Raw genomic sequence first — 26,444 nt, 5'->3', positions numbered from 1 at the left:
TAAAATTTTCATTTTTCAACCATTCCATTCATTTGAACTAATGTAAAATAATGATATGAGGATGTTACTAATTGGAGGGTGGAGAGATGCAAAATCGTCTGAAAGAGTATCAGTTTTCAACATTTGTGAATGAAAGTATGGATCGAAATGAATTTGTTATTGAATTTTTCCCAGCTGACCCAAGCAATGGCTCTCCCAAAGTAACGCGGAATTTTGATGAATTAATTGATTTTTTTGAACAATTGACAGTATAACAAGAAGCGGAGCATCTTAAGGATGCTCCTATGTAGTTTTATTATCAATCGTTAATTCAATTTTTTTAATTTCTTCATATTTTAAGAACCATTCGGGAAATGCTTTTTTAAAGGAAGTGGGTCTAAAATTATCTTTCTTTACAATGATGTGAGTAGTTTTTCCCGTGGCGCACAACTCTTCATCCCCATTGATAATGTTGTAGCCATAAATCGTTTTAATACCATCATTATGGTCGACCCATGTTTTAACGAAGGCTTGGTCCCCATAGCGCAGCGGTTTCTTATAAGTTACCTGGACATCGTATACAGGTGCGTAAAAACCTGCCTCTTCCATGGCTACATACTGATAACCAAGATCCTCTATTAACCCTGTACGGCCTAACTCAAAAAATTTTAAATAATTGGCGTGATAAATAACACCCATCATATCAGTGTCGGCATAATAAAGCTGAATTTCTCTAGTCGAAACAAAAAAATCTTCCATCGTTACCATTTCTCCTCTTTTAATAAACTTTTATCAATGTTTTCCTTTTTCTTTTCACTTCTCTATCTTATCATAAGAAAATGAGAGATTGTAATGAGGGGAATGAACGGCAGGATTGGAAAGTGATGTTGCTTTTCATTTTTGCTTAGAAAAAGGACCTGTCATAGTGAAAGGTCCCGGTAACATTAGCCTTGAGTATTGTTGTGGTTGGCTTCATCTTTTACTTCGGAGCGGAATGAATCAATTGCTTGGCGTCTGCGCTCATTTTTTTTCGCAATCTGCTGACGCTGTGCTTCGCTGTCAGTAAACTCTAAAGATTCTTCTGCCGCTTCCATATTCTCAATTGTATGGTGAATCATCGACTGCAGCTTTTCAACATTATCACTTCGATCATCAGGTTTTGGTTTGTTGTTATAAGTCATTTGTTGAATATTCCTCCTAATGAATGTTCTTGTTACTGTGTGTGTCCCGAAGGCGATTGCGCTTCTTATTTATTCACCTTTTGTTTGCATAACCTGAGCGTGTTCTCCAGAGTTATCTTGCATTTGTTTTCCTTTATTTCCGCCAAAACTCCGAGGCTGTGTTCCAATATGCGTTGGGCGAAAACGTTTTGTTTGATACCCTTTACCCATTTTTGATCCCCTCCTTAGCACTATTTTGTCCAAAAAGAAGAGGGACCATGATTGGAAAAAAATTATCGCTATTCTGCCTTGCCTAATCGCTTTTGTTCAAGGCGTTTTTCAATTTTCTCCAACGCAGCACTGTCTTTCAAAAGCTGTGATTTATTTTCAGAAACTAGTTCCTCAAAAGAACGTTTTCTTGGTCTTCTCATGTTTTTCACCTTCCTTATGACTCATTATAGCAGTTATTATGTCCTAAAACGCTTGCAATTATTACAACTTTTTGAAAATTAAATCGTTTATTTAATAAATATGAAAATGTTGCAAAGTTGTCATAAATGCATTTCACTTTAATCCCAATGGGGTAAAATAAACAGTAAAGACGTTGAATATATCATCAACGTCTCAAAAGGCTTATTTTAATTTTCCTGTAAAATTGACCATATCATCCAGTTTCATCGAACCAACCAATTTATTTTGAATGAGGCCGTCACTGTCAATAAAATAAGTGGTTGGAATCGAAATCACTTGATAGGTCTTATTTACTTGATCATCCTTGTCGAGCAGGATTGGGAAAGTAATTTTGTACTCATTCGCAAATCCTTTGACATCTAATTGCGGGTCAATATTGACTGCAAGAATTGTGATATTCTTATCCGCTTGTTTAAAAAATTTCTCCATTTCCGGCATTTCCTTCTTACATGGCCCACACCAGGTTGCCCAAAAATTTAAGATAACTTTTTTTCCTTTTAGGTCTGAAAGTTTTACCGTTTCCCCGGTCAGTGTCTTCAGCTCAAAATCAGGTGCTTTTGCCCCAATTGTTAATCCATTCGTTTGTGCTGAAGCTTCTTTTGCGGTATCGGACTGCTTTTCTGGTTTTTTATCGACTGCTTGGACAATTGCTACGGTAAGTAAGGTAATTAGGATTACTGCCGCAATGATTTTCTTGACCACCCCAAATCCCCCTTCTTGAAATCATCATCACTATATCTGATTTTACACTATTAACTTAGGTTAAACAAAATTTCAATTTGGCAATAATGTGACAGTTTTATGAACATAACAAACACCATGCGCAAACAACGCATGGTGTTTAAAAAGGGTGTACAAATTAAGCTTGTAATTTTTCACGAAGGACCATTTGTAAGATACCACCGTGACGATAGTAGTCAATTTCTACTTCGGAATCGAAGCGGACCACTACTTCGAATTCTTTCTTATTGCCGTCTTCGTCAGTAGCAGTTACTTTCACAAGATCATGTGGTTTTACGTTTTCGTCTACTTGGACTTCAAACGTTTCTTTACCCGTTAATCCTAATGTTTCGGCATTTTCACCTGCTTTAAATTGAAGCGGTAGAACACCCATTAACACAAGGTTTGAACGGTGGATTCGCTCAAAGCTTTCAGCTAGAACAGTCTTAATGCCTAATAGGTTTGTTCCTTTAGCAGCCCAGTCACGGGATGAACCCATACCATAATCTTTGCCGGCAACAACCATTAAGCCAGTGCCGTCTTCCTTGTACTTCATGCAAGCATCGTAAATGGACATAACTTCGCCTGTAGGCCAGTAAGTCGTGAAGCCGCCTTCTGTACCAGGTGCGATTTGGTTGCGGATGCGGATGTTCGCGAATGTTCCGCGCATCATGACTTCATGGTTACCGCGGCGGGAACCGTAAGAGTTGAAATCACGCGGTTGAACGCCTTTTTCTAATAAATATTTACCTGCTGGAGTAGTCTTGCCGATGGCTCCTGCTGGTGAAATATGGTCAGTTGTGACTGAATCCCCGAACTTACCAACAACACGAAGTCCTGTTAATGGAGCAACAGTACCTGGTTCTTTGGATAAGCCTTCGAAGAATGGTGGATTTTGGATATAAGTTGAATCCGCATCCCAGTTGTACAATGGCTCATTGCTCGTTTTGATTTCGTTCCAGCGCTCGTTGTCACCGAAGACATTTTCGTATTCTTTGCGGAATAGTTCAGGTGTAACGGTGCGTTTAACCACATCATTTACTTCCGCAGTTGATGGCCAAATGTCTTTAAAGAAGACGTCATTGCCATCTTTATCTTTACCGATTGGTTCAGTTGCAAAGTCAACATTTACTGAACCGGCCAGGGCATAAGCAACAACTAACGGTGGTGAGGCCAGATAGTTTGCTTTGACAAGCGGATGAATCCGACCTTCAAAGTTACGGTTACCGGAAAGCACAGATGTAACTAAAAGATCGTTTTCGGCAATTGTTTTTTCAATTTCTTCTTTTAATGGACCAGAGTTTCCAATACATGTGGTACAGCCGTAACCTACTAGATTGAAACCGATCTTTTCAAGGTATGGGAGCAGGCCGGAATCACGAAGATAGCCGGTAACAACCTTGGAACCTGGTGCTAAAGATGTTTTCACAAATTTTGGTACTTCCATGCCAAGCTCCACGGCTTTTTTGGCAACTAAGCCGGCGGCCACAAGAACATAAGGGTTAGAAGTATTCGTACAGCTTGTGATCGACGCGATCGCAACGGCACCAGTTTTGATTTCGGCTTCGTCACCATTATTAAATTTAACCATTGCTGATTTTTCCAATTCATCAGCGGTTAGGCCGAACCCTTGGTTTCCTTGTGGAGCAGATACTGCCTTCACAAATTCTTGCTTCATTTTTGAAAGCGGAATTAAATCTTGTGGACGCTTAGGGCCGGAAAGATTTGCTTCGATTTCAGCAAGGTTAATTTCAATCACATCTGTATATACAGGCTCTTCTGCAGGGTTGAAGAATAAGCCATTGGCTTTGCAATATTGTTCAACCACTTGGATGTGCTCCTCATCGCGACCTGTTAAACGCAGGTAAGCAAGCGATTCTTCGTCAATTGGGAAGAAGCCGCAAGTTGCCCCGTATTCAGGAGCCATGTTGGCAATGGTTGCCCGGTCTGCAAGCGGCAGTGTAGATACTCCAGGTCCGAAATATTCCACAAATTTGCCCACTACCCCATGTTTACGAAGAACTTGGGTTACTTTCAATGCCAGGTCGGTAGCAGTTGCCCCGTTTGGCAGCTCACCAATTAATTTAACCCCGACAACTTCAGGAACCGGGAAGTATGAAGGCTGGCCAAGCATGCCTGCTTCTGCTTCAATACCGCCAACGCCCCAGCCAAGAACGCCAAGGCCATTGATCATCGTGGTATGAGAGTCAGTACCTACTAATGTATCAGGATATGTTTCTAAAGTACCGTCAACTTCGGCAACATGAACAACATCTGCTAAATACTCAAGGTTAACTTGGTGTACAATACCAGTTGCAGGCGGTACAGCACGATAGTTATTAAATGCTTTTTGTGCCCAGCTTAAGAACTGATAACGCTCAGCATTACGTTCGAATTCAAAATCCATATTAATTTTTAACGAATCCTGAGAACCGTAAGCATCGACTTGCACTGAGTGGTCAATGACAAGATCGACTTGTTTCTCCGGATTAATTTTATCAGGATCGCCGCCAAGATCAGCCATTGCTTTTCTTAAAGATGCAAGGTCAACAACTGCCGGAACCCCTGTAAAGTCTTGTAGAATAACACGGGATGGCTTAAAGGGAACATCCACTTCCTTCAGCTCATCCGTACCCCATTTTGCTAAATTTTCAACATGCTCTTTCGTAATTACCCGGCCATCGTACTGACGCAGCACTGATTCAAGTAATACTTTCACGGAATATGGCAGCTTTGATACATTGCCAATTCCAGCCTCTTCTAATGCGCTTAAACGGTAAAAATGATAGCTTTTGCCGTTTACATCAAAAGAAGAACGCGCGTTAAATACATCGTTTTTCACCATTTCAAAAAACCCCCTTTTTCGACATAAAAAAACATCCAATAACAAATACTAAAAAGTTATAATTTTTCCATCCAGCTTCAACCCTATCTTAATACAAGCGATTACATAAGTAAATAACAAGAAAGTTATTGAGTTTGATAAGTTTTTCTTATCAATTTTTATGTAAATTGTTCAGAAAATTTAAAAATTCTTGCCTCTACTTGGGTCATTTTTTAAAAAAACTGAACGGAAAACCACTATCATTATGGCAAAAAAACTTTTATTTGTCATTTATTTTGATTCTCTGGAAATAGTAACGGTAATAGGAGGTGATTGGGATGGCAAAAAACAAGGCGAATCATGTAATTCCGGGGATGAATGCGGCAAAAGCGCAAGGAAATGGTGCAGGATTTCATGAGGAAATGGCCAATGAGCCGTTAACGGAAATGGAGAAACGAAATAATAAGAAGCGAAAGAAAAATCAGTGAGGAAAAAATAGCGAAGACTCGTACCTGACAAGGTCCGTTCTTCGCTTTTCTACTATTAATCTGCTTGATTGACTTCTGTCACCATTTGTTGTAAATCACGCTGGAATCGCTCTAATTGTTCGCGTTGTTTTTCAGAAGCTACTTCCAAGGCATTTTCAATTTGCTGGTACGCTTCATTCACTTCATTTTTTAAATGCTTTAATTGATGACCGTAGCTGGCGGAATCATTGACAATCGTTTCAAACAGGCCTTGGGCATTTTCAAATCCCTGCTGGGCCGCTTGAAACGCCTCTTGTTTATTCTTATTATAAGGATTTCTTTGGGTCACGCTTTTCCCTCCTTCATTTTCGTTTACCCTTTAAACTGCACAAACAATTGAAAAATATTCAGCATAAAAAGGATGTTTCCTTGCATCCTAACTTAATGAGGAGGGATTAAAAATGACCAATAAAAATGATGGCAAAGACATGCGGCGAAACGCTCCAAAAATATCCGGACAGCCGGAACCGTTAAGCGGTTCAAAAAAAGTAAAAAATCGCAACCACACTCGAGCCAAGCATAATTCCAGTCATGATATGTAAGAAATCGGCAATCAGCCGATTTCTTTAATGTGTCTCAATATTCGCTAAGGCTTCAAGAATCAGCTCCTCTTCTTCTTTGGAAACCGTTCGTAGATCAAGGAGAAATTCATCCTTTTGGATCCGGCCGATAATCGCTGGTTTGGCCTCGATGCGTAATTTTCTGCTCAGCTGTTCGGCAGTCAAGGACTGATGTCTTAAAGCAATCACCATGGTTGGCAGCTGAACTTCAGGCATTGTTCCACCGCCTACTTGACTGACATCAGGAAAAATATTCGCTTCAAAAATGGTAGTTTTTTGTAATAGTTTTGTAACAAAAGCGTGTGATCGTTCGTCTATTTCATTAACTGACCGCAATAAATCACGAATGGTTGGAATATTGCGAATCGCTTTTTCACCGCGGGCATAATCTAATAATGTACCTTCAAGCGCCGCAAGGGTCATCTTATCGACCCGGACTACTCTTGCCAATTGATGTTTTTTCAACCGATCAATAAATGTCTTTTTCCCGGCAATAATTCCTGCCTGAGGCCCTCCCAGCAATTTATCGCCGCTAAAGGTTACAATATCCGTCCCCATAGCAATGACCTCTTTAACCACCGGCTCCTCACCAATACCATGCTGTCTAAAGTCAAATAAGGCCCCACTGCCCAAATCTTCGTAATAGATCACATCATCAAGCGTTTTGGTAAACTGAACAAGTTCCGCTGTGGGTACCGTTTCGGCAAAACCAATCACCTTAAAATTGCTGGTGTGGACCTTCATGATCATCGCTGTGTCTGGCGTGATCGCGTTTTCGTAATCATATAGATGCGTTTTATTGGTTGTCCCAATTTCCACTAGTCTGGCGCCGCTTTCCTTCATAATAGAAGAAATGCGGAATGAACCGCCAATCTCGACAAGCTGGCCCCTTGAAACGACCACTTCTTTATTTTCAGCCAGCGCCCGCAAGACTAGGTACACAGCAGCGGCATTATTGTTCACGACCATCGCAGCTTCTGCACCGGTAATTTTTGTCAATAGAGCTTCAATGTGACTGTGACGGGAACCTCTTTCCCCTTGATCCAGCCGATACTCAAGATTGGAATAATTTTCTGCGGTCTCAACCACATGGCTAATTGCAGTCTTGCTTAAACGGGCTCTGCCCAAATTGGTATGTAAAATCGTCCCGGTTGCATTGATCACTCTTTTTAAAGTAAAAGAAAATTCCTTTGTGGCTGACTTTAGCAGCAATTGAAAAAGTTCCTCGATGAAGCCAGCCGTTCCAGGAAGCGGCCCATTCCAATTACCTTGAAGAATCGCTTTTCGTATTTCTTCTATTACTATTTTTAATTGCTTCGTCAGCTGGACCGTGTCGAGTCTCGTCTGTTTAACAATATCTGCAAATTGTGGATGGTGCTGCAGTTCATGGACAGGCGGGATCATCTGTAAAGTTTCTTTCACAACTAAAACTCCTTTACAAATCCTTCTTTTGACCTATTATACCATCTTTCACGTTTTCCACCTGTTTGAATAGAATGAAACGAGCAAGGGGGAGCTGGCTTTGAATAAGAAAAAATCAACCGAACATCAATCTCCTGATCCCGACTGGATGGAACAGTGGTTAAGGGATTTTTTTCTTGACCCTCATACTGAATATGAAGATAATGCGATTTTTAAAATAGATATATATGAAACCGATGATCATTGGATTGTCGAGGTGGTCCTGCAAGATTATGCAAGCTCAGAAATAAAAGTGAAAGTCGAAAATAGCAAATTAATCATTTCCGCACAAAAACAGAACCATTCCCCGCTAACATCATTTCCCAAAAAAGAACGGATCATTGATTTTCCCTTTGTGATTATCCGACATGGTGTAACGGCCGTTTTCCAAAATGGACTGTTAGAGATTTTCATCACCAAAGCAGAAAATGGCTCAGGAAAAAATCGTTATATTCCCTTGCCATGAAGATGTTATCCCGCCTTAACGGGCAGTAAGACCCCCACCTCGAGAATTCAAGTCTACAAGGAATCTAGGTGGGGGATCAACTGCCCGTAAAGGTCCGATTGGTTCAACTAACCATCAGTGGGGAATGAAAAAAACCCCACTGATGGAAGTTTCAGTTTATCGAAAAAGGATGAAAAAAGCTGATTTTCCCTTAGAAAACCAGCTTTTTAGTGTTTCATTTAGGCAATAACATCATAGCCTTGTTCTTCAATTGCTTCTTTCATCGCCGCAACTGTAACTTTTCCTTCGTCAAAGGTAACATCAACTTTACCTGTTTCTAAATGAGCTTCAGCTGCTGATACGCCAGCTAATTTTTTCAAAGCGCCTTCTACGGCAGCTTTGCAGTGGCCGCATGACATGCCTTGAACATCTAATGTTTTCTTTTCCATTCCTTTTCACCTCCTTTAAAGGGATCTTTGATCTGGCCTTAACGGGCAGTTTGATCCCCCCAATTGGTTGTGGAATCCCCGCTGATGGAAGTTCCCCTCTAGAGTTTCACCCGTTTTAAGCGGAGTGAGTTAGAGACAACACTTACCGAACTTAAGGCCATGGCAGCACCGGCGATCCATGGTGCCAGCAGGCCAAGCGCGGCAATTGGAATGCCCGCTGTGTTGTATCCGAAAGCCCAGAAAAGATTTTGGCGGATATTGCGAATGGTTGCTTTGCTGATTTTAATCGCTTTTGGAATCAGCAATAGCTCACCGCCGAGAATCGTCACGTCAGCGGCTTCAATGGCTACTTCTGTTCCAGTTCCAATCGCAATCCCAATATCAGCGGTTACTAATGCTGGTGCATCATTCACGCCATCACCCACCATGGCCACTTTTTTACCCTGTTGCTGTATTTCTTTTACTTTATCTGCTTTTTCCTCAGGCAGCACTTGAGCAATCACTTGATCGATGCCGGCTTGTTTGGCAATGGCTTGGGCTGTCCGCTCGTTATCACCCGTTAACATGATCACTTCAATGCCCATTTCTTTTAATTGCTTGATCGCTTCTGGAGCGGTGTCTTTAATTGTATCAGCCACCGCAATGATGCCGCGATACTCTCCCTCAATGGCAATCAGCATCGCTGTTTTACCACCGGTTTCAAATTCAATTAATTTCTCTTCAGTCGCACTTTCGATGTCAATTTGGTGATCGTTCATTAATTTTCGATTTCCGACAAGAATCTGCTGTCCAGAAATCTCTGCTTCGATCCCGTGACCGGGTATCGCCGCAAAATGATCCACTTCCAAGAAATGAATATTTTTCTCTGCTGCATAGGCCACGATCGCTTCCGCAAGCGGGTGTTCAGAACCTTTTTCGGCACTAGCTAATAATTGCAATGTTTCTGCATCACCTGAAAAATCAGTTACCTCTGGTTTTCCCTTTGTAATGGTTCCCGTCTTATCCAAAACAATCGCATTAATTTCATGAGTTCGTTCTAAGTGTTCGCCGCCTTTAAATAAAATTCCGCTTTCAGCAGCTCTTCCGGTACCTACCATTATTGAAGTAGGAGTTGCCAGCCCCAGTGCACATGGACAAGCAATAACAAGGACGGCAATGGCCGCGACTAATGACGGTTCAAATTGTCCAGGTTGAACAAAAGAAATCCAAATGATAAAGGTTAGGACAGCTATCCCAATGACAATTGGAACGAAATAACCGGAAATTACATCGGCCAACCGTTGGATCGGCGCTTTCGATCCTTGAGCTTCCTCGACTACTTTGATAATCGAGGCAAGTGCGGTATCTTTCCCAACTTTCTTGGCCTCCATTTCAATTGAACCATTTTTATTGATGGTCGACCCGATTAAATTCGCCCCGGGTTCTTTTTCAATTGGAATCGATTCGCCGGTCAACATCGATTCATCGACGGATGTTCTTCCTTTAATAACCATACCGTCTACGGGTATTTTTTCTCCTGGTTTGACGATTAAATGATCGCCAACGACTACAGCTTCGACAGGAATCATCACTTCTTTCCCATCTCTAATCACACGGGCTTCTTTAGCTTGTAAATTAAGCAATTCGGAGATCGCATTGGTTGTTTGGCTCTTCGCTCTTGCCTCTAAATATTTGCCAAATAAAATCAAGGTGATTAAAACCGCACTTGTTTCATAGTATAAATGCGGCATGTAAGCAGGATCGCCAATCGTCTTTAATGCTTCATATAAACTATAGAAATAGGCAGCGCTTGTTCCTAATGCGACCAGCACATCCATATTTGCGCCGCCATTCTTTAGGTTCTTATAAGCACCTTCATAGAATTGCCAGCCAATAATAAATTGAACCGGGGTCGCCAAAGCAAATTGGAACCATGGATTCATGAAAATTTCTGGCAGCGTCATGCCGAATAAATGAACGAGCATGGTGATTAATAATGGTGCAGATAGAACTGCGGAAATCATTAACTTTGTTTTCTTATGCTGCAGCTCTTTCTCTTTATACGTTTGTTTTTCTTCTGCCTCTGCCTTTGGTTTGGCGTCATAGCCGATATGTTGGATTTTTTCAATTAAGGTTTTTTCATCTATTAATCCAGGTGTATATTCAATGGTTGCACTTTCCGTTGTTAGGTTTACCGTTGCCTGCTTAACGCCAGCTTGTTTGTTGAGTACTTTTTCAATCCGGCTGGAACAAGCGGCACACGTCATCCCGAAGACATCGAATTCCGCTTTTTCCGTCAGAACACCATAACCGATATTTTCAATTTTATCGGTAATCTCGGCGATCGAGGTTTTTTCCGGATCGTAATGAACAGATGCCTTTTCTGTTGTAAAATTCACTTGTGCTTCCACACCGGCCATTTTATTTAATGTTTTTTCTATCCGGTTAGAGCAGGCGGCACAGGTCATTCCTGTAACTCCAAGTGTTGCATGCTTTAATTCACTCACCATAACCACCCCTTACTTAGAAAATTGCTTCATGACAGTCATTAATTCTTCAATTGTTTCATTCCCCTCACCAGCTTTGATCGCATCGCTGACACAATGTTTGATGTGCCGTTCGGTAATTGAGAAACCTACTTGTTTTAATGCTGATTGAATCGAGCTGATTTGGACTAAAATATCGATACAATATCGATCGTCCTCGACCATTTTTTGTATGCCGCGAACTTGACCCTCTATTCGTTTTAAACGGTTGATAATCGCTTGCTTTTCGTCTTTGCTCCTAGGGGTACTCGGGTGATCGTGTAAGAATTTCTCCATTAAAATCACTTCCCTTTTGTTTGTACTATTACTATACCCCCCTATCCTATATTTAGTCAACAAAAAAATATCCTCAAAATTCATCTTTAATTAGAACCGGGAAAAAATCTAAAATTGTAACTTTTAAATTATATTTAGTCAAAAAAAGCAGATCAAGAAGTTTTGTTCTCAATCTGCTAAGTTTCGGAGCCTGCTGAACATTGGATCCCTCCGTTATTCTGCTTCCATTATTTTAATTATTTCCTCGGTGTCTGGGAAAAGACCTGTTTCATCCTTTGAATATATTTTTTCTCCGTTGACCGTTACTTCGAAAACCCCGCCGGAACTGGGAATTAATTCTACTTTTTCAATGCCTCTTCTAAAATGGGTAATTAACTCTTCCGCGAAACTCGCGGCTTTAGGCGCGTAATTTCACATCATGCAAAATTCAATGATGACCTGATACTTTTTCAAGATAAAGACCTCCATTTTAAAACAATATCTATTTGGTTTAAAATATTCTATCTCAGCCAATCTTGGTTTGCAAATCCTTTGCTTGACTCGTGCGGTTTTAAACTGAAAAAGGTATACTACTAAGTATTGGAGGTGTACAAAATGAGTGAACAAGAGAAAATCCGCCTAACCTCATTATCAACAAAAGCCGGTTGAGGCTGCAAAATTGGTCCTGAGGACTTGACGCAAGTTTTGCGTCAGTTACCAAAACAAGATCCAGTTCCGGAATTGCTTGTTGGCAACGAGACAAGTGATGACGCCGGGGTATACCAATTAACTGATGACATTGCTCTCATCCAAACGGTTGATTATTTTACACCAGTGGTGGATGATCCCTATATGTTTGGACAAATTGCGGCTGCCAATGCCTTGAGTGATGTATATGCCATGGGCGGTGAGCCAAAAACTGTTCTCAACATTGTCGGATATCCGATTCAAAAGCTCGGTCCAGACATGCTGGTGGAAATATTACGCGGGGCTGCTGATAAAGTCAAAGAAGCAGGAGCCGTGACGGTCGGCGGACATTCAGTCGACGACCAGGAACCAAAGTTTGGCCTCTCCGTCACAGGTATTGTTCATCCGGAAAAAGTATGGAAAAATGTTGGTGCCAAACCAGGTGATGCTCTTGTGTTAACAAAGCCGATTGGAGTCGGCATCTTGACTACCGGAATAAAGCGAGGTGCGGTTACAGCCGAGCAGGAGCAACTCGTTACCGAAACGATGGCGATGCTCAATAAAATAGCTGCCGAAACCTTATCAGCCTTCCAGCCGCATGCTGTTACCGATGTAACCGGATTTGGCCTGCTCGGTCATGGCAGCGAAATGGCCCGCGGGAGTGATGTTAGTTTCGAAATTTCATTCTCTCAGGTACCGCTCCTTAACGGTACGGTGGAATTAGCGAAAAATGGTGTTGTTCCGGGCGGTTCGAAATCCAATCACAAATGGCTCCAAAATGATATCGTTTATGAGGACATTTTGCCTGAGGAGCAATTAGTCTTATGTGACGCCGTTACATCAGGCGGGCTGCTGGTTTCGCTTCTGGAAGCAGAAGCTGAACAATATGTGCAGCAACTTCGGTCAAAGGGAATTGCCCAAGCGGCTATTGTCGGGCGCGTTTTGGAAAAACAAGATAAATGGATCTATGTTAAAAGATAACAGCGAAGCGTCAGTTGCTTCGCTGTTTTTTTAGCCCGATATTCGATAGTGGAATTTCTGGCGCAGTTTATCAATCATATCCTCAGTCATTTTATCTAAATCATACTCGTAATGAAATCCCCATTCTTCTTTAGCAGCAGTGGTATCAAGGGAATTAGGCCAGCTTTCGGCGATTTTCTGCCGTGCCGGGTCGACATCATAGGAAATCTTAAATCCAGGAATATACTTGGCGATACTAGAGGCAATTTCCTCAGGATCAAAACTCATCGCGCTGACATTAAAGGAATTACGATGAATCAACTTGGCTGGGTCAGCTTCCATTAGGTCAACAATGGCATTTAAGGCATCAGGCATGTACATCATGTCCATGTAGGTACCTTTATCAATATAACAAGTATAGCGGCGATGTTTTACTGCTTCATAATATATTTCGACTGCATAATCGGTTGTTCCGCCCCCTGGCAGGGCAACATAAGAAATTAATCCGGGAAAACGGACGCCTCTCGTGTCGACAGCAAATTTATGATAGTAATAATCAGCCAACAGCTCACCGGCTACTTTGTTTACCCCATACATCGTTGTCGGACGCATGATCGTATCCTGCGGTGTCCTGTCTTTTGGTGTCGATGGGCCAAATGCCCCAATCGAGCTTGGTGTGAAAAATTGGGCCTTTACCTCTCGGGCGGTTTCAAGAGCATTTAATAACCCGCCCATGTTTAAATTCCAGGCAAACACCGGCTTGGCTTCAGCCGTAGCCGATAAAAGCGCCGCCAGATGCATAATCGTATCAACCCGATATTTTTTGGCGATCTCCACCATTTTTTTGCCATCAGTTACGTCTAAAGTTTCAAACGGACCGCCTAAGGCTGCTTCACTGTCATTTTTTTTAATATCGGTGGCAATGACATTGTCAATGCCGTATAGCTCTCTAAGCTTTAAGGTCAGCTCCGAGCCAATTTGGCCCAAAGCCCCGGTGATTAATATACGCTTCATCGATGTTCCCCGTCCTTATCTGAATTTCTGTTTAAATAATGTTCATTTCCTTGCCGACCTTTTCGTAAATAGAAATCGCTTTGTCGAGCATTGCTTTTGTATGGGCAGCAGTCGGCATGTTGCGAACACGGCCTGTTCCTTTAGGAACTGTTGGGAAAACGATGGCTTTTGCATATACCCCTTCTTCAATTAAGCGTTGACTGAATTGCTGGGCCATCTTTTCTTCGCCAATAATGCATGGTGTAATTGGGGTTTCACTATTGCCAATGTTAAATCCAAGCTGCTTAAGTCCCTTCTTCAAATAATCACCGTTTTCCCATAGTTTTTGATTGAGCTCTGTACTTTCCATCAGGATTTCAATCGCCCGTTTACTTGCAGCGACATCAGCCGGTGTTAAAGAGGTAGAAAATAGGAAGGGACGACTGCGTACTTTTAACCAATCAATCAAATTCTTCTTACCGGCTACATAACCGCCGACGACACCAATAGCTTTTGAGAGTGTTCCAATTTGAAAATCGATTTTGTCGGAAAGGCCGAAATGTTTGACCGTCCCCGCTCCATCGCCAAGAACACCAGAGCCATGGGCATCGTCGACATATGTAATCAGGTCAAATTCCTCGGCAATTTTAACAATTTCCGGCAAATGGGCAATGTCTCCGTCCATCGAAAAAACACCATCAGTAATGACCATCAGTTTGTTGTACTGCCCTGACTCCTTGGCTTCCTTTGCCTTAGCACGAAGATCTTCCATATCGGAGTGGTTAAAGCGGATGATTTTCGCTTTGGAAAGCCGGCAACCGTCGATAATGGAGGCATGGTTTAATTCATCGGATAAAATCGCATCGTTTTGGTCCATGACGGCTGAAATCGCTGCCATATTACAGTTAAATCCAGATTGATAGGCGATGGCTGCCTCGGTATGTTTAAACTCGGCCAATTTTTCTTCAAGTTCGAGGTGGATTTTTAGCGTGCCGTTAATGGTGCGTACGGCGCCAGCACCAACCCCAAATTTTTGCAGCGCTTCAGCTGCTGCTTTTTTCAAGCGTTCATCGGTAGCTAAACCGAGATAGTTATTCGATGAAAGGTTGATCAGTTCTTTGCCGTTAATGGTGATCACGGGACCATTCGGGCTTTCAAGTGGATCAATCACGTTATACAGGCCTTTTCTTTTTAAATCCTCAAGGTTTTCATTTAAAAATTTCTCCAAAATATGGCTTGACATCGTCAAACCCTCCTTTTTATCAAAATAGCTGCCATTGTCGTTATAGAAAATACATTTGTCCATCTGGAGTGGACAGTGTAAATTAGTCTATACCGCATTATAAAAGGATTTTCTACTTATACTTTATCATATTATTCGAAAAATGTTCGTGTCAAGAGGACAAATTTGCCTATTTTCTTTTCGATTTAGCGTGCCCAATTTGAATCTGATCTATTTTGAGGATTTACCCGCCTAAATTTTGAGTTTACCCGTCTGAACGGAAGATTTACCCGTCAAAAATTTAACTTTACCCGTCTCCACCATCCGGTCAGTTTAGAACGCATTAAAAAAGCAGCCTAATCTCTTAGACTGCTTTCACAATTACTTATTTCGCAGGAATACCGGTGAAAATCGCGGCACTTGCATTTATTCTTTTAAGAGCCTCATTATACTCAATCTCCAGCCGCTGAATAATCTCCGCGACCGATTCGATCCGGTCAATTGCGCCTACCCCGTGTCCTGCCGACCAAATATCGCGCCACGCCTTAACATTCTTCACCGCCGATTCTTTTTGCATATCATCAAAATCGACCCTATCTTTTCGTACCAGCTTCTCAGGGTCAAGTCCTGCCTTTTCGATACTTGGCTTAAGCATATTTGCATGGACCCCGGAAAAAGCATCTGTCAAAATAATATCTTCCTGTGTCGATTCAACCAGCATTTGCCGGTATTCGTCATTAGCCATACTCTCTGTTGCAACAATAAACCGCGTTCCCATATAAGCCAAGTCGGCCCCAGCCGCTTGTGCCGCCAAAATTCCTTTCCCGGTTGAAATTGAACCTGCGAGCACAATAATACCATCCCAGAAGGAACGAACCATATCAACAAAAGCGAAGCTATTAATTTGCCCGGCATGACCACCAGCCCCGCTGGCAACGAGGATCAAGCCGTCGACTCCTGCTTCTGCTGCTTTCCGGGCAAACTTCACATCACTGACATCAGAAAATACCAGCCCGCCATATTCATGGACAATCTCGACCACTTGCTTTGGGCTGCCTAATGAGGTAATGACCAATTGCGGCTTATGCTTCTTGACTAGGGCCAGTTCGTCCTGTAAGCGGCTGTAGGAGCTATGTACGACCATATTCATCGCCCAAGGTGCAATTTTACGTTCCGGGTCTTTTTCTTGCTCCAGCTTCAATTCTTCATTCAACGTTCCCATCCATTGATCGAGCACCTCAATCGGGCGTGCATTCGGAGCCGGAAAAGAACCGATTACTCCATTAAGACAGCAGTTTTTAACCAATTTGGTGCCTGACACCAAAAACATTGGCGCCGAAATTACCGGCAACCTTAATTTGTTCCACCATGTTTCAGGAATTGTTTTTGCCACACTAATTCACCTCTAAGTTTGGAATTTTCAGAACATACATACAGATTAATCTTACCTTAAAATGAATGGTGATTCAATCTTTCATTAAACTGTTGAATTGAATGAATGAAAAGGCTTCCAAATCCCGAACGAAAACGATAATTTTTAAGTCAGTATTCGGTTTTTACAAAAAAATGATTGATTTAACGATTTCTTCTGTTTATAATGTCATTATTCAATTTAATATTGTTTCACTCATATAATCGCGGGGATAGGGCCCGCAAGTTTCTACCGGATTGCCGTAAACGATCCGACTATGAGTGGGTAATGAGATTATTTCCGCATGATTTTTTTGCGGACTTCCTTCCTAACCTTTATGATAAAACTCAAAGGCCATTGCCTCACTCATTTTTTGATGTGAAGCATTGGCCTTTGAGTTTTTTATTTTGCAAATGAGAGAATGGCAAGAAGTTTCAATACAATTGCAAGAACGAATAGAATGACACTTTGGGAGGTTCATATGAAACTGCTGGAAGAAAGAATTAAACAAGATGGACAGGTATTATCAGACCATGTATTAAAGGTTGATTCATTTTTAAATCATCAAATCGACCCGGGTTTAATGCAGGAGATTGGCAGGGAATTTGCTCAACGATTTGCGGCTGATGGCATAACCAAAATCGTAACGATTGAATCATCGGGGATTGCTCCGGCGATAATGGCCGGACTCTATTTACATGTTCCCGTTGTGTTTGCCAGGAAGCGGAAATCTCTTACACTGTCAGAAGATTTACTGACGGCTTCCGTTTATTCTTTTACCAAAAAAGAAACAAATGAAATATCCATTTCCAAAAAATACGTGAATGAACATGATCGGGTATTAATCATCGATGATTTTCTTGCCAATGGGGAAGCGGCCCTTGGTTTGCTACATATTGTCCAACAAAGCGGCGCTGAAGTCGCGGGAATTGGGATTGTGATCGAAAAATCCTTCCAGGATGGGGCCGCAAAACTGAAGCAGCTTGGGATACGGGTGGAATCACTAGCCCAAATTGCTGCTCTTGCCAATGGGGAAGTAACATTTTTGAATCAAGAAACGGAGGAACTTGTAAAATGAAACAACATCCCTTTCAAACCGTCTCGCTTGGAATTCAACACGTTTTGGCGATGTACGCCGGGGCTGTTATTGTTCCCTTGATTATTGGGAATGCCCTTCATTTTTCAACGGAGCAATTGGCCTATTTAGTTTCACTTGATATATTAACAAGCGGCATTGCAACGATTTTGCAGGTGTGGCAAAATCGTTTCTTCGGTATCGGACTCCCGATCGTACTTGGATGCACGTTTACGGCGGTCACCCCGATTATTTCAATTGGCAGCAAGTATGGACTCTCGTCTATCTACGGAGCCATTTTAGTTTCCGGTCTCATTGTCATCGTCATCGCCAAGTATTTCGGTAAGTTAATTCGCTTTTTTCCTCCTGTCGTTACGGGTTCGGTTGTAACGATCATCGGAACGACACTGATACCTGTCGCGATGAATAATGTTGCCGGTGGTCAAGGAAGTCCGGACTTTGGTTCCGCATCTAATATAGCTCTGGCTTTTGGGACGCTGTTATTTATTATTTTCCTATATCGCTTCTTTCATGGGTTTGTTCGCGCGATTTCCATCCTGTTAGGGTTAATCGCCGGTACCATTGCTGCAGCACTGATGGGAAAAGTTAATTTCTCAGCCGTTAGTGACGCTTCATGGTTTCATATGATTACACCACTGCATTTTGCTGCTCCGACTTTTGAAGTGGCACCAATCATTACGATGACTCTTGTTGCAATCGTCAGTCTCGTGGAATCATCCGGCGTTTACTTCGCTCTGGCTGATATTACCGGCCGGAAATTAACAGAAGCCGATTTAGTAAAAGGATATCGGGCCGAGGGATTGGCAAGCGTGATCGGGGCCTTTTTCAATTCCTTTCCCTACACAACCTACTCGCAAAATGTCGGCCTTGTCCAATTTTCCGGAGTAAAAAGTAAAAACGTCATTTATCTTATGGGCGGTATTCTCGTATTTTTAGGCTTTTTGCCTAAAGTGGCCGCCTTAACGACAGTGGTGCCAACCTCTGTTTTAGGAGGAGCAATGGTAGCGATGTTTGGCATGGTCATTGCCTCAGGGATTAAGATGCTTAGTAAAGTGGATTTTTCATCGCAAGAAAACCTGTTAATCATTGCTTGCTCAGTTGGCGTTGGCCTAGGAGTTACAACGGTACCGAATTTATTTGATGCCCTTCCGGAAGGCATAAAAATTTTAACCAACAGTGGGATCGTCGCTGGCAGTTTAACAGCGATTGGATTGAATATGATCTTTAATACGGCGAAACCATTGAAACAAAAACAAATGAAAAGGTTAAAGGTATCTTAACCAAACCAAGTAAATTAGACGGAGTCTCATTTTGCTCCGTCTATTTAAATCTATGGCCTTGTCCCAGTAGAAATACTAAAACCGGTATTCGTAGTAATAATCGAACCAGTATTTCCTCCACCGGCACCTGAGATTGTTCTGGTAACCGAAATCGGTGCAATCGTGACGGCACCGCCAAAATTGACAATTCCGCCGGAAACCGTACCAATGTTAGCCCCAAATGGGTTTTTCGTCACCTCGATTTTCCTCCCCCCTCTTTTCTTTATTATCCTATGTACAAGCTCTCCAGTCCGCTAATGATAACAACACAGGTGGTTTTAAGTTTTCGTTAAACGGGCCGTTTTCTCTAAGCGGAAAATCCAGCGATAGTAAGATTAGGAACAAAATAGGCTTAATAACACCTATTTTGGATAAAAAAACAGCATAAAAATGAGAAATTTCCGCTGAAAAATCTGGTCGTATGTTGGAAATTTTAGTATGATGAAAGAATGATTGATTTTATGAACAAAGCGAGGATTAAAAAGCAAAAATGAGTTTATTAAATGTAGAAAATTTATCACATACATTTGGGGATCGAACATTATTTAAAAATGTTTCTTTCCGCTTGTTAGCCGAGGATCATATCGGTCTTGTCGGGGCAAACGGCGTCGGCAAATCGACATTAATGAACATTATAACCGGCCAATTAATTCATGACAGCGGGCGGGTCGAATGGACACCAGGAATTCAATACGGCTACCTGGACCAGCACACGGTATTGACACCGGGAAAAACGATGCGCAATGTGCTCCGCGATGCCTTCCTACCCCTGTTTGAAAAAGAAAAAGAATTAACCGAAGTAACGATGAAAATGGCCGAGGCCTCACCGGAGGAACTCGAGGCTTTGTTGGAAAAAATGGGAGAAATTCAAGACGTACTTGATGCCAGTGGTTTTTATTCATTGGATATTAAAATCGAAGAGGCAGCAAGAGGATTAGGATTGGATGTTATTGGGCTGGAGCGTGATGTCGCCACCCTAAGCGGCGGACAGCGCACCAAGGTGCTGTTAGCCAAGCTGCTGTTGGAGCAGCCAAAAGTTCTGCTGCTTGACGAGCCGACCAACTATCTTGATGTGGAGCATATCCAGTGGCTTGCTTCTTATTTGAAGGATTACCCGTATGCCTTTATTTTAATTTCCCATGATACCGAGTTTATGAATCAAGTCTCCAATGTTATTTTTCACTTGGAGTTTTCCAAGCTGACACGTTATACGGCAAGCTATGAAAAATTCCTCGAACTTGCGGAAATCACAAAAAATCAACATATAAATGCGTACGAAAAGCAACAGGAATTTATTAAAAAGCAAGAGGATTTCATCGCCAGGAATAAAGCTCGTTATTCAACCACCGGACGGGCCAAGAGCCGGCAAAAACAATTGGAGCGGTTGGAGCGGATTGACCGTCCGGAGACTGCGGTGAAACCGACGTTTGAATTCAAGGAATCCCGCAGCAGCGGCCGGTTTGTTTTTGAGGCGGAAAGCCTAGAAATTGGCTATTCTCACCCACTGCTGCCAAAAATGGATCTATCCTTGGAGCGTGGTGAAAAAGTGGCCATCATCGGCTGCAACGGTGTCGGTAAATCGACGTTGTTAAAGACCATGCTTGGAAAAATTGATCCTCTTGGCGGCAAAATAGAACGCGGTGACTTCCTCTTCCCTTCTTATTTTGAACAGGAAGTCAAAGCCGGCCATGTAACTCCGATTGAAGATGTCTGGAACGCGTTCCCGCACATGGACCAGCATCAGGTCCGCGCTGCCCTTGCCCGCTGCGGCTTGAAAAATGAACACATCTCCCGTCCGTTAAATCAGTTGAGCGGCGGTGAGCAGGCAAAGGTTCGTCTCTGTAAATTGATGATGACGGAAAGCAACTGGATTTTATTCGACGAGCCAACCAACCATCTCGATGTCGATGCCAAAGCGGAATTGAAACGGGCACTAAAGGCCTATAAGGGAACGGTGGTTTTGGTCTGCCACGAACCGGACTTTTATACAGATTGGGTTACAAAAGTATGGAATGTCGAAGAATGGGCACAACAATCAAGTTAATCAAGGCTCCCCCCACCGGGAGTCTTTTCTCATTTTCGATAAATACGCCGAATGTAAGATTATTATTGAAGCGGTTTAGTTTACCCTCAGGCAAAAATCTATCCGTAAACTACCCGCATCGTTTAAAATTTTCATATCAGGTTGCATTGTCATCCCTTGCTGAGTGATAATTGTAAGTGTTCTTATATAATATCAACATTAATTTGGAGTTTTAAAGGAGTGAGTATCCTTTGCAAACAAAGTCTGCTTTACCGATTCTGTTTATCGTGATGTTTTTGGTCATGGTGGGATTTGGCATCATTATCCCAGTCCTGCCGTTTTATGCTCAAGAAATTGGCGCAAACCCTACGGAACTGGGACTGCTGATGTCCGTCTATTCGCTGATGCAGTTTATATTCGCCCCGTTGTGGGGACATGTTTCCGACCGCATTGGCCGCAAACCGGTGATGATGATCGGAATTGCCGGACTGGCCCTGTCTTTCTTTATCCAAGCGATCTCCACTGCACTGTGGATGCTATTTGTGGCCCGAATTTTGGGCGGGATCCTCTCAGCAGCGAACATGCCAACAGCGATGGCCTATGTTGCTGACATCACCACGGAAGAAAACCGCGGCAAAGGCATGGGAATTGTCGGGGCGGCAACCGGATTAGGCTTCGTTTTCGGGCCGGCGATTGGCGGAATTTTTTCAAAAATCAGCTTAAGTATGCCGTTTTATATTGCCTGTGGTTCATCGTTGATTACCTTATTTCTTGTTCTCATCCTATTAAAGGAATCAAAACAGAAGAACCATGAATCGGAACCTGAAAAACCGTCATTCTTGAGTGCCTTTAATAGTCATGTAACGGTTTTATTCATTGTGCAATTATTTGTTTCCTTATCTCTTTCCGGACTGGAAGCTACGTTTGCTTACTTTGCAGCAAAAAAAGCAGGGTTGGGTACGGTGCAACTGGGCTATATTTTCATGATTATGGGCTTTGGCAGTGCCATGGTTCAAGGTGGATTAGTCGGAAGATGGACGCGAAAATACGGAGAAAACGTCGTCATTCAAGGCGGGATGATTGTCTCGGCGATCGGCTTTGGGTTGATTTTGCTGGTGAACAATTTTGCCACTGCGGCCATTTATTTAACGATCTTCGGGCTCGGAAACGGTGTGATCCGCCCCAGTGTCTCGGCACTGCTGACGAAAACCTCCGCTTCCGGGCACGGGAGTTCGACAGGGCTTTTGTCTTCATTTGATTCATTAGGGCGGATTATTGGACCGACTCTTGGCGGCTGGCTGTATTCTATTGCAATGGGACTACCGTATATTTCCGGCGTGATCATTACCATCTTAGCTTTTGGGCTATTTCTCGTTTTCCGGCCAAAAGTAAGTGCCTCAAACGTGTAATCTTTGGGCGCGGACGAGCATAGAATGAGTACGAAGATTCAATGGAAAAGGAGCCGGAACCATGAAATTAACCACTTTCATAAGTGCATTAGGCCTTTTACTGACGTTAGGGGCCGCCGCCTATTTGGATTCACCGTACTCATTCTTAAATATTAACTATACCTATACAGCCGATCAGCCGGTAGTCGCTAAACCGGCAGCCATCCAGCCTTCCAAAGATGAACCGGAGCTGGTAGAAAAACTGGAAAAATCCGAAAAAGATGGCGGCTATATTGTGGAAACGTATCAGGAATATGAAATTTATAAGGATAAAGAGGGCAATATTAAAGAAGAAATTCCTACCTCCAGAACAGATACATTAAAATACTGGGATTACAGTGAAGCCTCTCATGCAATTGAGCAATAACCTTGAAAAAATGACGTGTATCTTTTACACGTCATTTTTTGCTGTGGCAATCATTTTTATTGCTTCATTGATATCGGTTGTAGGTTTGTTGCAAACGAAATTTTCGCAAACATAGATGGTCGTCTGCTCATTGATCGTTTGATATTCCTTCGTGAACGGAGCGATTTCTGCTAATTTACCACGGTCGGAACTGATCAAATAGGTAATTTCAGGATGGAATCCCTGCTGCAGTTCTTTGACTAGTGTCGACGATCGTTCATCACGCTCCAGTACAATGACCTCTTTCATTCCCATCTGTGTCAACAAATAGCTTTGCAACAGGAATGTTTGCCCTGCTGGATATTGTGTTAATTCAACGCTAAAGGTGTTAAACAACTGCTGCACTTTTTCCTCTAATTGAAAATTGCCTGTAAGACGCGCCAAACGGATCATTTGCATCGCCGCGACACTATTTCCCGAAGGAATAGCTCCATCATAGGCCTCCTTTTGCCGGACTAACAATTCCTCGTTATCGTTGCCATAAAAGAAAAATCCACCCGCCTCATCATCCCAAAACAGTTCTAACATTTGCTCGGTTACTTGAACTGCCCTTTGTAAATAGCGCAGTTCTAATGTACTTTCATACATTTCTATATAGGCCCATACCATGAAAGCATAATCATCAATAAAGCCCTTCTGTTTTACTTCTCCGTCACGATAACGGACCATTAAGCGATTTTTCAAAACAAGGTTTGTTTCAATAAAGCGGATTGCTTTTTCCCCGGCCAAAATAAACTCCTTCTGGTTAAAAACCCGGCCGGCCTTTGCGAGCGCCGCAATCATCAGTCCATTCCATGACGTGAGTATTTTGTCATCTTTGTGAGGATGAACCCTTTGATTACGAACTTTAAATAGCTTTTCCCGCGCCGCTTCCAATTGGCCAAGCAGCTTTTCATATTCAAGCCCATTTTGCGACGCAAATTGCTGTACATCCTGGTGAATTAGATTCGGAATGCTTTTCCCCTCGAAATTCCCCTGGGTTGTAATATCATAAACATGGCAAAATAATGCTCCCGTTTCCTCGCCAAGGACCTTAATGATTTCTTCAGGAGTCCATACGTAAAATTTGCCTTCTTCCCCTTCGGAATCAGCATCCTCAGCAGAATAAAATCCCCCTTGTGTGTGCTGCATGTCACGGAGGACATAGGTGAGAATCTGCTCGGCTATTGTTTTAAAAAGCCCCTCCTGCGTAACTTGGTAGGTTTCAGTATAGGCGATGGCAAGCAAGGCATTATCATAGAGCATTTTTTCAAAATGGGGAACCAAAAATTGATCGTCTACCGAATAGCGGGAAAAACCGTAGCCAATGTGATCATAAATACCGCCCTTGGCCAGGCCCTTCAAAGTCTTGACAACCATGTCCAGGGCATGGCGCTCACCGCTGTATTGATAATAGCGCAGCAGAAATGTCAACGAGTGCGGCATCGGGAATTTGGGGGCCTGCCCAAAACCTCCATACTTCCCGTCAAATGTTCTGACAAACTGCTTGTATCCCGCTTCAATCAGCTGTTTCGTTATTGGGGCGGTGGCTTTGCTTTTACCGGGCTGTAAGGCTTCTAACACGCTGCCGGCAACCTCGTTTATATGGTCGGGATCTTTTTGGTATTTCGTGGATAAGCCCGCGATGATCTCTTTAAACCCGGGATAACCGTAACGGGCTTCTTTTGGAAAATAAGTGCCCGCATAAAACGGAACTTTATCCGGCGTCATAAATATACTCATCGGCCAGCCGCCATGTCCGGTCATCATTTGACAGACGTTCATATAAATGGAATCGATATCAGGACGTTCCTCGCGGTCGACTTTAATGGAAACAAACCGTTCATTTAAAAGCCTTGCGACCTCTTCGTCCTCAAAGCTTTCACGCTCCATCACATGACACCAGTGGCAAGTCGAATAACCAATACTGACGAAAACTGGCTTGTTCTCCTGCTTTGCTTTTTCAAAAGCTTCAGGTCCCCAAGGAAACCAATCTACCGGATTATAAGCATGCTGCAGCAAATAGGGAGATTTCTCGGTAATTAAGCGATTCGGCTTTTTATTTATTGCCATGAATTCACCTGCTTTTTTTAAAAATCACTACGCTTTCCTAAGTTTACCCTAAAAATAGAAATACTTCCAAATTACTAACAGCCTAAAGTCTTGTTGTAAAAACTAGTCAATGCTCTTGATAAGCTCAGTCATCATTTCCTTATCCATTGGCCCGACTATTTTCTTTTTGATGATTCCATGGGAATCAATAATATAGCTGGTCGGAATCGTGAAGGCTTGATAAGCCTCACCTATTTCTCCTGAGCTGTCGAGTAAGATTGGAAAGGTCAAACCGTAATCTTTGACAAATTTCGCAACATCTTTTGGATTTTTCTCTCCTGTTGTTAAATTAACGGCCAGGATTTCGATATTGTTGCCTTTCTGTTCCTGATAAAATTTCTGCATATGCGGCATTTCCGCTTTACATGGCGGGCACCAGGTCGCCCAGAAATTGAGAATCAGCCTCTTCCCTTTCATATCAGAGAGGCTTATTTGTTTTCCGTCTAGAGTCTGCAATTCAAAATTAGGCGCTCTGTTTCCTTCTTGAAAGCCAATTTTTGCTGATTTTTGCCCGGATGGCTGAGCTTCCTGCACCGTTTTTTCAGCTTCTGTTGGTTTTGAGGTATGATCATAAATTGCCCAGCCAACCAGTCCAAGCAAAAAAATGACGGCAATGATTTTTTTTAACATGATGTCACTCCTTCTGACGGAAAAATATATATAAATTAAGATTTCGACTTTTTATCCCAAAAAATTAATGAAACAATTATGAGGACAACGAAAAACCACTGTTGTGCTGAAAATAACCATATTTTCCGTTCAACGCTCAGCTGTATGAACGATAGGCTAAGGCTAAGAAACGAAAATAGGATGAGACTGGAAAAAATTCGCTGTTGGGTAACCATCTGATGTTTCCAAAATGCGAAAATAACGATTGCAAATGTGTATAAACCTGAAATAATATGATTCAACTTCTGCTCCTCAAGCAAAAGCGTGGCCAAGAGGTGATAAACGCCTATCACAGCGAAACTGTATAAGAATCCGGATTGTAAAATAAGCCTATCTGTTATGTTGGATTTATTTGCTTTAAAAAAATAGAAAATGATCGAGCCGACAACGGCGAGAACGAGCCCTGTCGTTCCCCCGGTAAAATATAATAATGACAAGGGGCTTTTAATTACTAGTACTGGATCAATAATAAATAAACTCCCTTTCCAGCAAATAAAACCGAAAAATAAGCTATTAAAAAATAAATCGATAACTTGTTTATGTAGTATTTTTTCTTGTGTTCGCCTCAACCACAGCTTCAAAATCGCCAGCCCAATAAATAGTGCCGCCCCAAGCAGCAGCCATTTAAGCAAAACAGCGATTGAACCCATTTGGATAACCTGCATCTGGTCCCCCTAATTAAGATGGCATAGCTCTTTACCTGTTATACCTTATAGGGAGTATAACAGGTAAAGAATATCCAA

The 26,444-nt window shown here is 42.3% G+C and carries 29 protein-coding genes and 1 riboswitch; of the genes, 10 read left to right on the top strand and 19 right to left on the bottom strand.

What is annotated here, in order from left to right; translation table 11 throughout:
• The first annotated feature begins 86 nt into the window (after nt 1-86).
• Nucleotides 87-254, top strand: coding sequence for a hypothetical protein (locus JK635_RS00295; protein WP_202651281.1), 168 nt, complete (start codon nt 87-89; stop codon nt 252-254).
• Nucleotides 255-282: 28 nt separating this feature from the next.
• On the opposite strand, the gene JK635_RS00290 is transcribed toward JK635_RS00295, so the two are convergent.
• The 6 genes from JK635_RS00290 to acnA all read right to left on the bottom strand — a co-directional run bounded on the left by JK635_RS00290 (nt 283) and on the right by acnA (nt 5,175).
• On the bottom strand, nt 283-738 hold the full coding sequence (locus JK635_RS00290; protein ID WP_202651280.1) for an acyl-CoA thioesterase: 456 nt from the start codon (nt 736-738) through the stop codon (nt 283-285).
• A gap of 185 nt (nt 739-923) precedes the next feature.
• On the bottom strand, nt 924-1,160 hold the full coding sequence (tlp, locus tag JK635_RS00285; protein WP_202651279.1) for a small acid-soluble spore protein Tlp: 237 nt from the start codon (nt 1,158-1,160) through the stop codon (nt 924-926).
• 69 nt (nt 1,161-1,229) lie between these two features.
• On the bottom strand, nt 1,230-1,370 hold the full coding sequence (locus tag JK635_RS00280) for an acid-soluble spore protein N (protein WP_202651278.1): 141 nt from the start codon (nt 1,368-1,370) through the stop codon (nt 1,230-1,232).
• A 68-nt stretch (nt 1,371-1,438) separates the two neighbouring features.
• Nucleotides 1,439-1,570, bottom strand: a complete 132-nt coding sequence (locus tag JK635_RS00275) for an FbpB family small basic protein (RefSeq protein WP_202651277.1) — start codon at nt 1,568-1,570, stop codon at nt 1,439-1,441.
• Between the two features lie 202 nt (nt 1,571-1,772).
• Nucleotides 1,773-2,312 (bottom strand): redoxin domain-containing protein, encoded by a 540-nt coding sequence (locus JK635_RS00270; protein WP_202651276.1) that lies wholly within the window; start codon nt 2,310-2,312, stop codon nt 1,773-1,775.
• 157 nt (nt 2,313-2,469) lie between these two features.
• Nucleotides 2,470-5,175, bottom strand: a complete 2,706-nt coding sequence (gene acnA / locus JK635_RS00265) for an aconitate hydratase AcnA (protein ID WP_202651275.1) — start codon at nt 5,173-5,175, stop codon at nt 2,470-2,472.
• A gap of 317 nt (nt 5,176-5,492) precedes the next feature.
• Between acnA and sspO the strand changes: the two genes are divergently transcribed.
• Nucleotides 5,493-5,642, top strand: a complete 150-nt coding sequence (gene sspO / locus JK635_RS00260) for a small acid-soluble spore protein SspO (protein ID WP_202651273.1) — start codon at nt 5,493-5,495, stop codon at nt 5,640-5,642.
• Nucleotides 5,643-5,697: 55 nt separating this feature from the next.
• On the opposite strand, the gene JK635_RS00255 is transcribed toward sspO, so the two are convergent.
• Entirely contained in the window at nt 5,698-5,970 is a 273-nt protein-coding gene (locus tag JK635_RS00255) for a hypothetical protein (RefSeq protein ID WP_202651271.1), read from the bottom strand.
• Nucleotides 5,971-6,082: 112 nt separating this feature from the next.
• On the opposite strand from JK635_RS00255, the gene JK635_RS00250 reads away from it, so the two are divergent.
• The gene (locus tag JK635_RS00250; RefSeq protein ID WP_202651269.1) at nt 6,083-6,223 is read left to right on the top strand and encodes a small acid-soluble spore protein P; all 141 of its coding nucleotides are present in this window, start codon (nt 6,083-6,085) and stop codon (nt 6,221-6,223) included.
• 24 nt (nt 6,224-6,247) lie between these two features.
• On the opposite strand, the gene selA is transcribed toward JK635_RS00250, so the two are convergent.
• Nucleotides 6,248-7,663, bottom strand: coding sequence for an L-seryl-tRNA(Sec) selenium transferase (gene selA / locus JK635_RS00245; RefSeq protein WP_202651267.1), 1,416 nt, complete (start codon nt 7,661-7,663; stop codon nt 6,248-6,250).
• A gap of 100 nt (nt 7,664-7,763) precedes the next feature.
• On the opposite strand from selA, the gene JK635_RS00240 reads away from it, so the two are divergent.
• Nucleotides 7,764-8,168 carry an Hsp20/alpha crystallin family protein gene (locus JK635_RS00240; protein ID WP_202651265.1) on the top strand — a complete coding sequence of 135 codons (405 nt, stop codon included), beginning with the start codon at nt 7,764-7,766 and terminating at the stop codon, nt 8,166-8,168.
• A 218-nt stretch (nt 8,169-8,386) separates the two neighbouring features.
• Here the strand turns inward: JK635_RS00240 and copZ are convergent, their stop codons facing one another.
• The 4 genes from copZ to JK635_RS24865 form a co-directional block, all read right to left on the bottom strand.
• On the bottom strand, nt 8,387-8,596 hold the full coding sequence (copZ, locus tag JK635_RS00235) for a copper chaperone CopZ (protein ID WP_202651263.1): 210 nt from the start codon (nt 8,594-8,596) through the stop codon (nt 8,387-8,389).
• A gap of 98 nt (nt 8,597-8,694) precedes the next feature.
• Nucleotides 8,695-11,085: a heavy metal translocating P-type ATPase gene (locus JK635_RS00230; RefSeq protein WP_202651261.1), complete on the bottom strand. Its 2,391-nt coding sequence runs from the start codon at nt 11,083-11,085 to the stop codon at nt 8,695-8,697.
• 9 nt (nt 11,086-11,094) lie between these two features.
• A complete protein-coding gene (locus tag JK635_RS00225; protein ID WP_202651259.1) occupies nt 11,095-11,397 on the bottom strand; it encodes a metal-sensing transcriptional repressor in 303 nt (100 codons plus the stop codon).
• Nucleotides 11,398-11,610: 213 nt separating this feature from the next.
• A complete protein-coding gene (locus tag JK635_RS24865; protein ID WP_438803816.1) occupies nt 11,611-11,865 on the bottom strand; it encodes an Rdx family protein in 255 nt (84 codons plus the stop codon).
• A 126-nt stretch (nt 11,866-11,991) separates the two neighbouring features.
• Between JK635_RS24865 and selD the strand changes: the two genes are divergently transcribed.
• Nucleotides 11,992-13,044: a selenide, water dikinase SelD gene (gene selD, locus JK635_RS00215; protein WP_202651251.1), complete on the top strand. Its 1,053-nt coding sequence runs from the start codon at nt 11,992-11,994 to the stop codon at nt 13,042-13,044.
• 30 nt (nt 13,045-13,074) lie between these two features.
• Here the strand turns inward: selD and JK635_RS00210 are convergent, their stop codons facing one another.
• From JK635_RS00210 to JK635_RS00200, 3 genes are all read right to left on the bottom strand, one after another.
• Nucleotides 13,075-14,037: an L-threonine 3-dehydrogenase gene (locus JK635_RS00210; protein ID WP_202651249.1), complete on the bottom strand. Its 963-nt coding sequence runs from the start codon at nt 14,035-14,037 to the stop codon at nt 13,075-13,077.
• 31 nt (nt 14,038-14,068) lie between these two features.
• A complete protein-coding gene (locus JK635_RS00205) occupies nt 14,069-15,259 on the bottom strand; it encodes a glycine C-acetyltransferase (RefSeq protein ID WP_202651248.1) in 1,191 nt (396 codons plus the stop codon).
• Nucleotides 15,260-15,623: 364 nt separating this feature from the next.
• Nucleotides 15,624-16,631, bottom strand: a complete 1,008-nt coding sequence (locus JK635_RS00200; RefSeq protein ID WP_368857054.1) for an NAD(P)H-dependent flavin oxidoreductase — start codon at nt 16,629-16,631, stop codon at nt 15,624-15,626.
• A gap of 214 nt (nt 16,632-16,845) precedes the next feature.
• A riboswitch (purine riboswitch) is annotated at nt 16,846-16,947 on the top strand.
• A 183-nt stretch (nt 16,948-17,130) separates the two neighbouring features.
• Between JK635_RS00200 and JK635_RS00195 the strand changes: the two genes are divergently transcribed.
• Both JK635_RS00195 and JK635_RS00190 read left to right on the top strand, forming a co-directional pair.
• Nucleotides 17,131-17,727 (top strand): xanthine phosphoribosyltransferase, encoded by a 597-nt coding sequence (locus JK635_RS00195; protein ID WP_202651246.1) that lies wholly within the window; start codon nt 17,131-17,133, stop codon nt 17,725-17,727.
• Complete coding sequence (locus tag JK635_RS00190; RefSeq protein WP_202651239.1) at nt 17,724-19,025, top strand: nucleobase:cation symporter-2 family protein; 1,302 nt, start codon at nt 17,724-17,726, stop codon at nt 19,023-19,025. The genes JK635_RS00195 and JK635_RS00190 overlap by 4 nt, the downstream gene beginning before the upstream one ends.
• A 50-nt stretch (nt 19,026-19,075) precedes the next feature.
• On the opposite strand, the gene JK635_RS24035 is transcribed toward JK635_RS00190, so the two are convergent.
• Nucleotides 19,076-19,261, bottom strand: coding sequence for a spore germination protein (locus JK635_RS24035; protein WP_202651237.1), 186 nt, complete (start codon nt 19,259-19,261; stop codon nt 19,076-19,078).
• Between the two features lie 293 nt (nt 19,262-19,554).
• Here JK635_RS24035 and JK635_RS00180 point away from each other — a divergent pair, with 293 nt between their 5' ends.
• From JK635_RS00180 to JK635_RS00170, 3 genes are all read left to right on the top strand, one after another.
• Entirely contained in the window at nt 19,555-21,108 is a 1,554-nt protein-coding gene (locus JK635_RS00180; protein WP_202651235.1) for an ABC-F family ATP-binding cassette domain-containing protein, read from the top strand.
• 230 nt (nt 21,109-21,338) lie between these two features.
• Entirely contained in the window at nt 21,339-22,496 is a 1,158-nt protein-coding gene (locus tag JK635_RS00175; protein ID WP_202651233.1) for an MFS transporter, read from the top strand.
• A gap of 61 nt (nt 22,497-22,557) precedes the next feature.
• Nucleotides 22,558-22,902 (top strand): hypothetical protein, encoded by a 345-nt coding sequence (locus tag JK635_RS00170; protein ID WP_202651231.1) that lies wholly within the window; start codon nt 22,558-22,560, stop codon nt 22,900-22,902.
• A gap of 24 nt (nt 22,903-22,926) precedes the next feature.
• On the opposite strand, the gene JK635_RS00165 is transcribed toward JK635_RS00170, so the two are convergent.
• The 3 genes from JK635_RS00165 to JK635_RS00155 all read right to left on the bottom strand — a co-directional run bounded on the left by JK635_RS00165 (nt 22,927) and on the right by JK635_RS00155 (nt 26,366).
• Nucleotides 22,927-24,993, bottom strand: a complete 2,067-nt coding sequence (locus JK635_RS00165) for a thioredoxin domain-containing protein (RefSeq protein WP_202651229.1) — start codon at nt 24,991-24,993, stop codon at nt 22,927-22,929.
• A 102-nt stretch (nt 24,994-25,095) separates the two neighbouring features.
• Nucleotides 25,096-25,662 carry a peroxiredoxin family protein gene (locus JK635_RS00160; protein ID WP_202651227.1) on the bottom strand — a complete coding sequence of 189 codons (567 nt, stop codon included), beginning with the start codon at nt 25,660-25,662 and terminating at the stop codon, nt 25,096-25,098.
• Between the two features lie 35 nt (nt 25,663-25,697).
• Nucleotides 25,698-26,366 carry a hypothetical protein gene (locus tag JK635_RS00155; protein ID WP_202651225.1) on the bottom strand — a complete coding sequence of 223 codons (669 nt, stop codon included), beginning with the start codon at nt 26,364-26,366 and terminating at the stop codon, nt 25,698-25,700.
• Nucleotides 26,367-26,444 lie beyond the last annotated feature (78 nt).

It is taken from the genome of Neobacillus paridis (genome assembly GCF_016765675.1).
In the GTDB taxonomy this organism is placed as follows: Bacteria; Bacillota; Bacilli; order Bacillales; family Cytobacillaceae; genus Neobacillus; species Neobacillus paridis.
The sequence above is the reverse complement of the archived record's forward strand: the minus strand, read 5'-3'. Positions and strand labels throughout refer to the sequence as shown.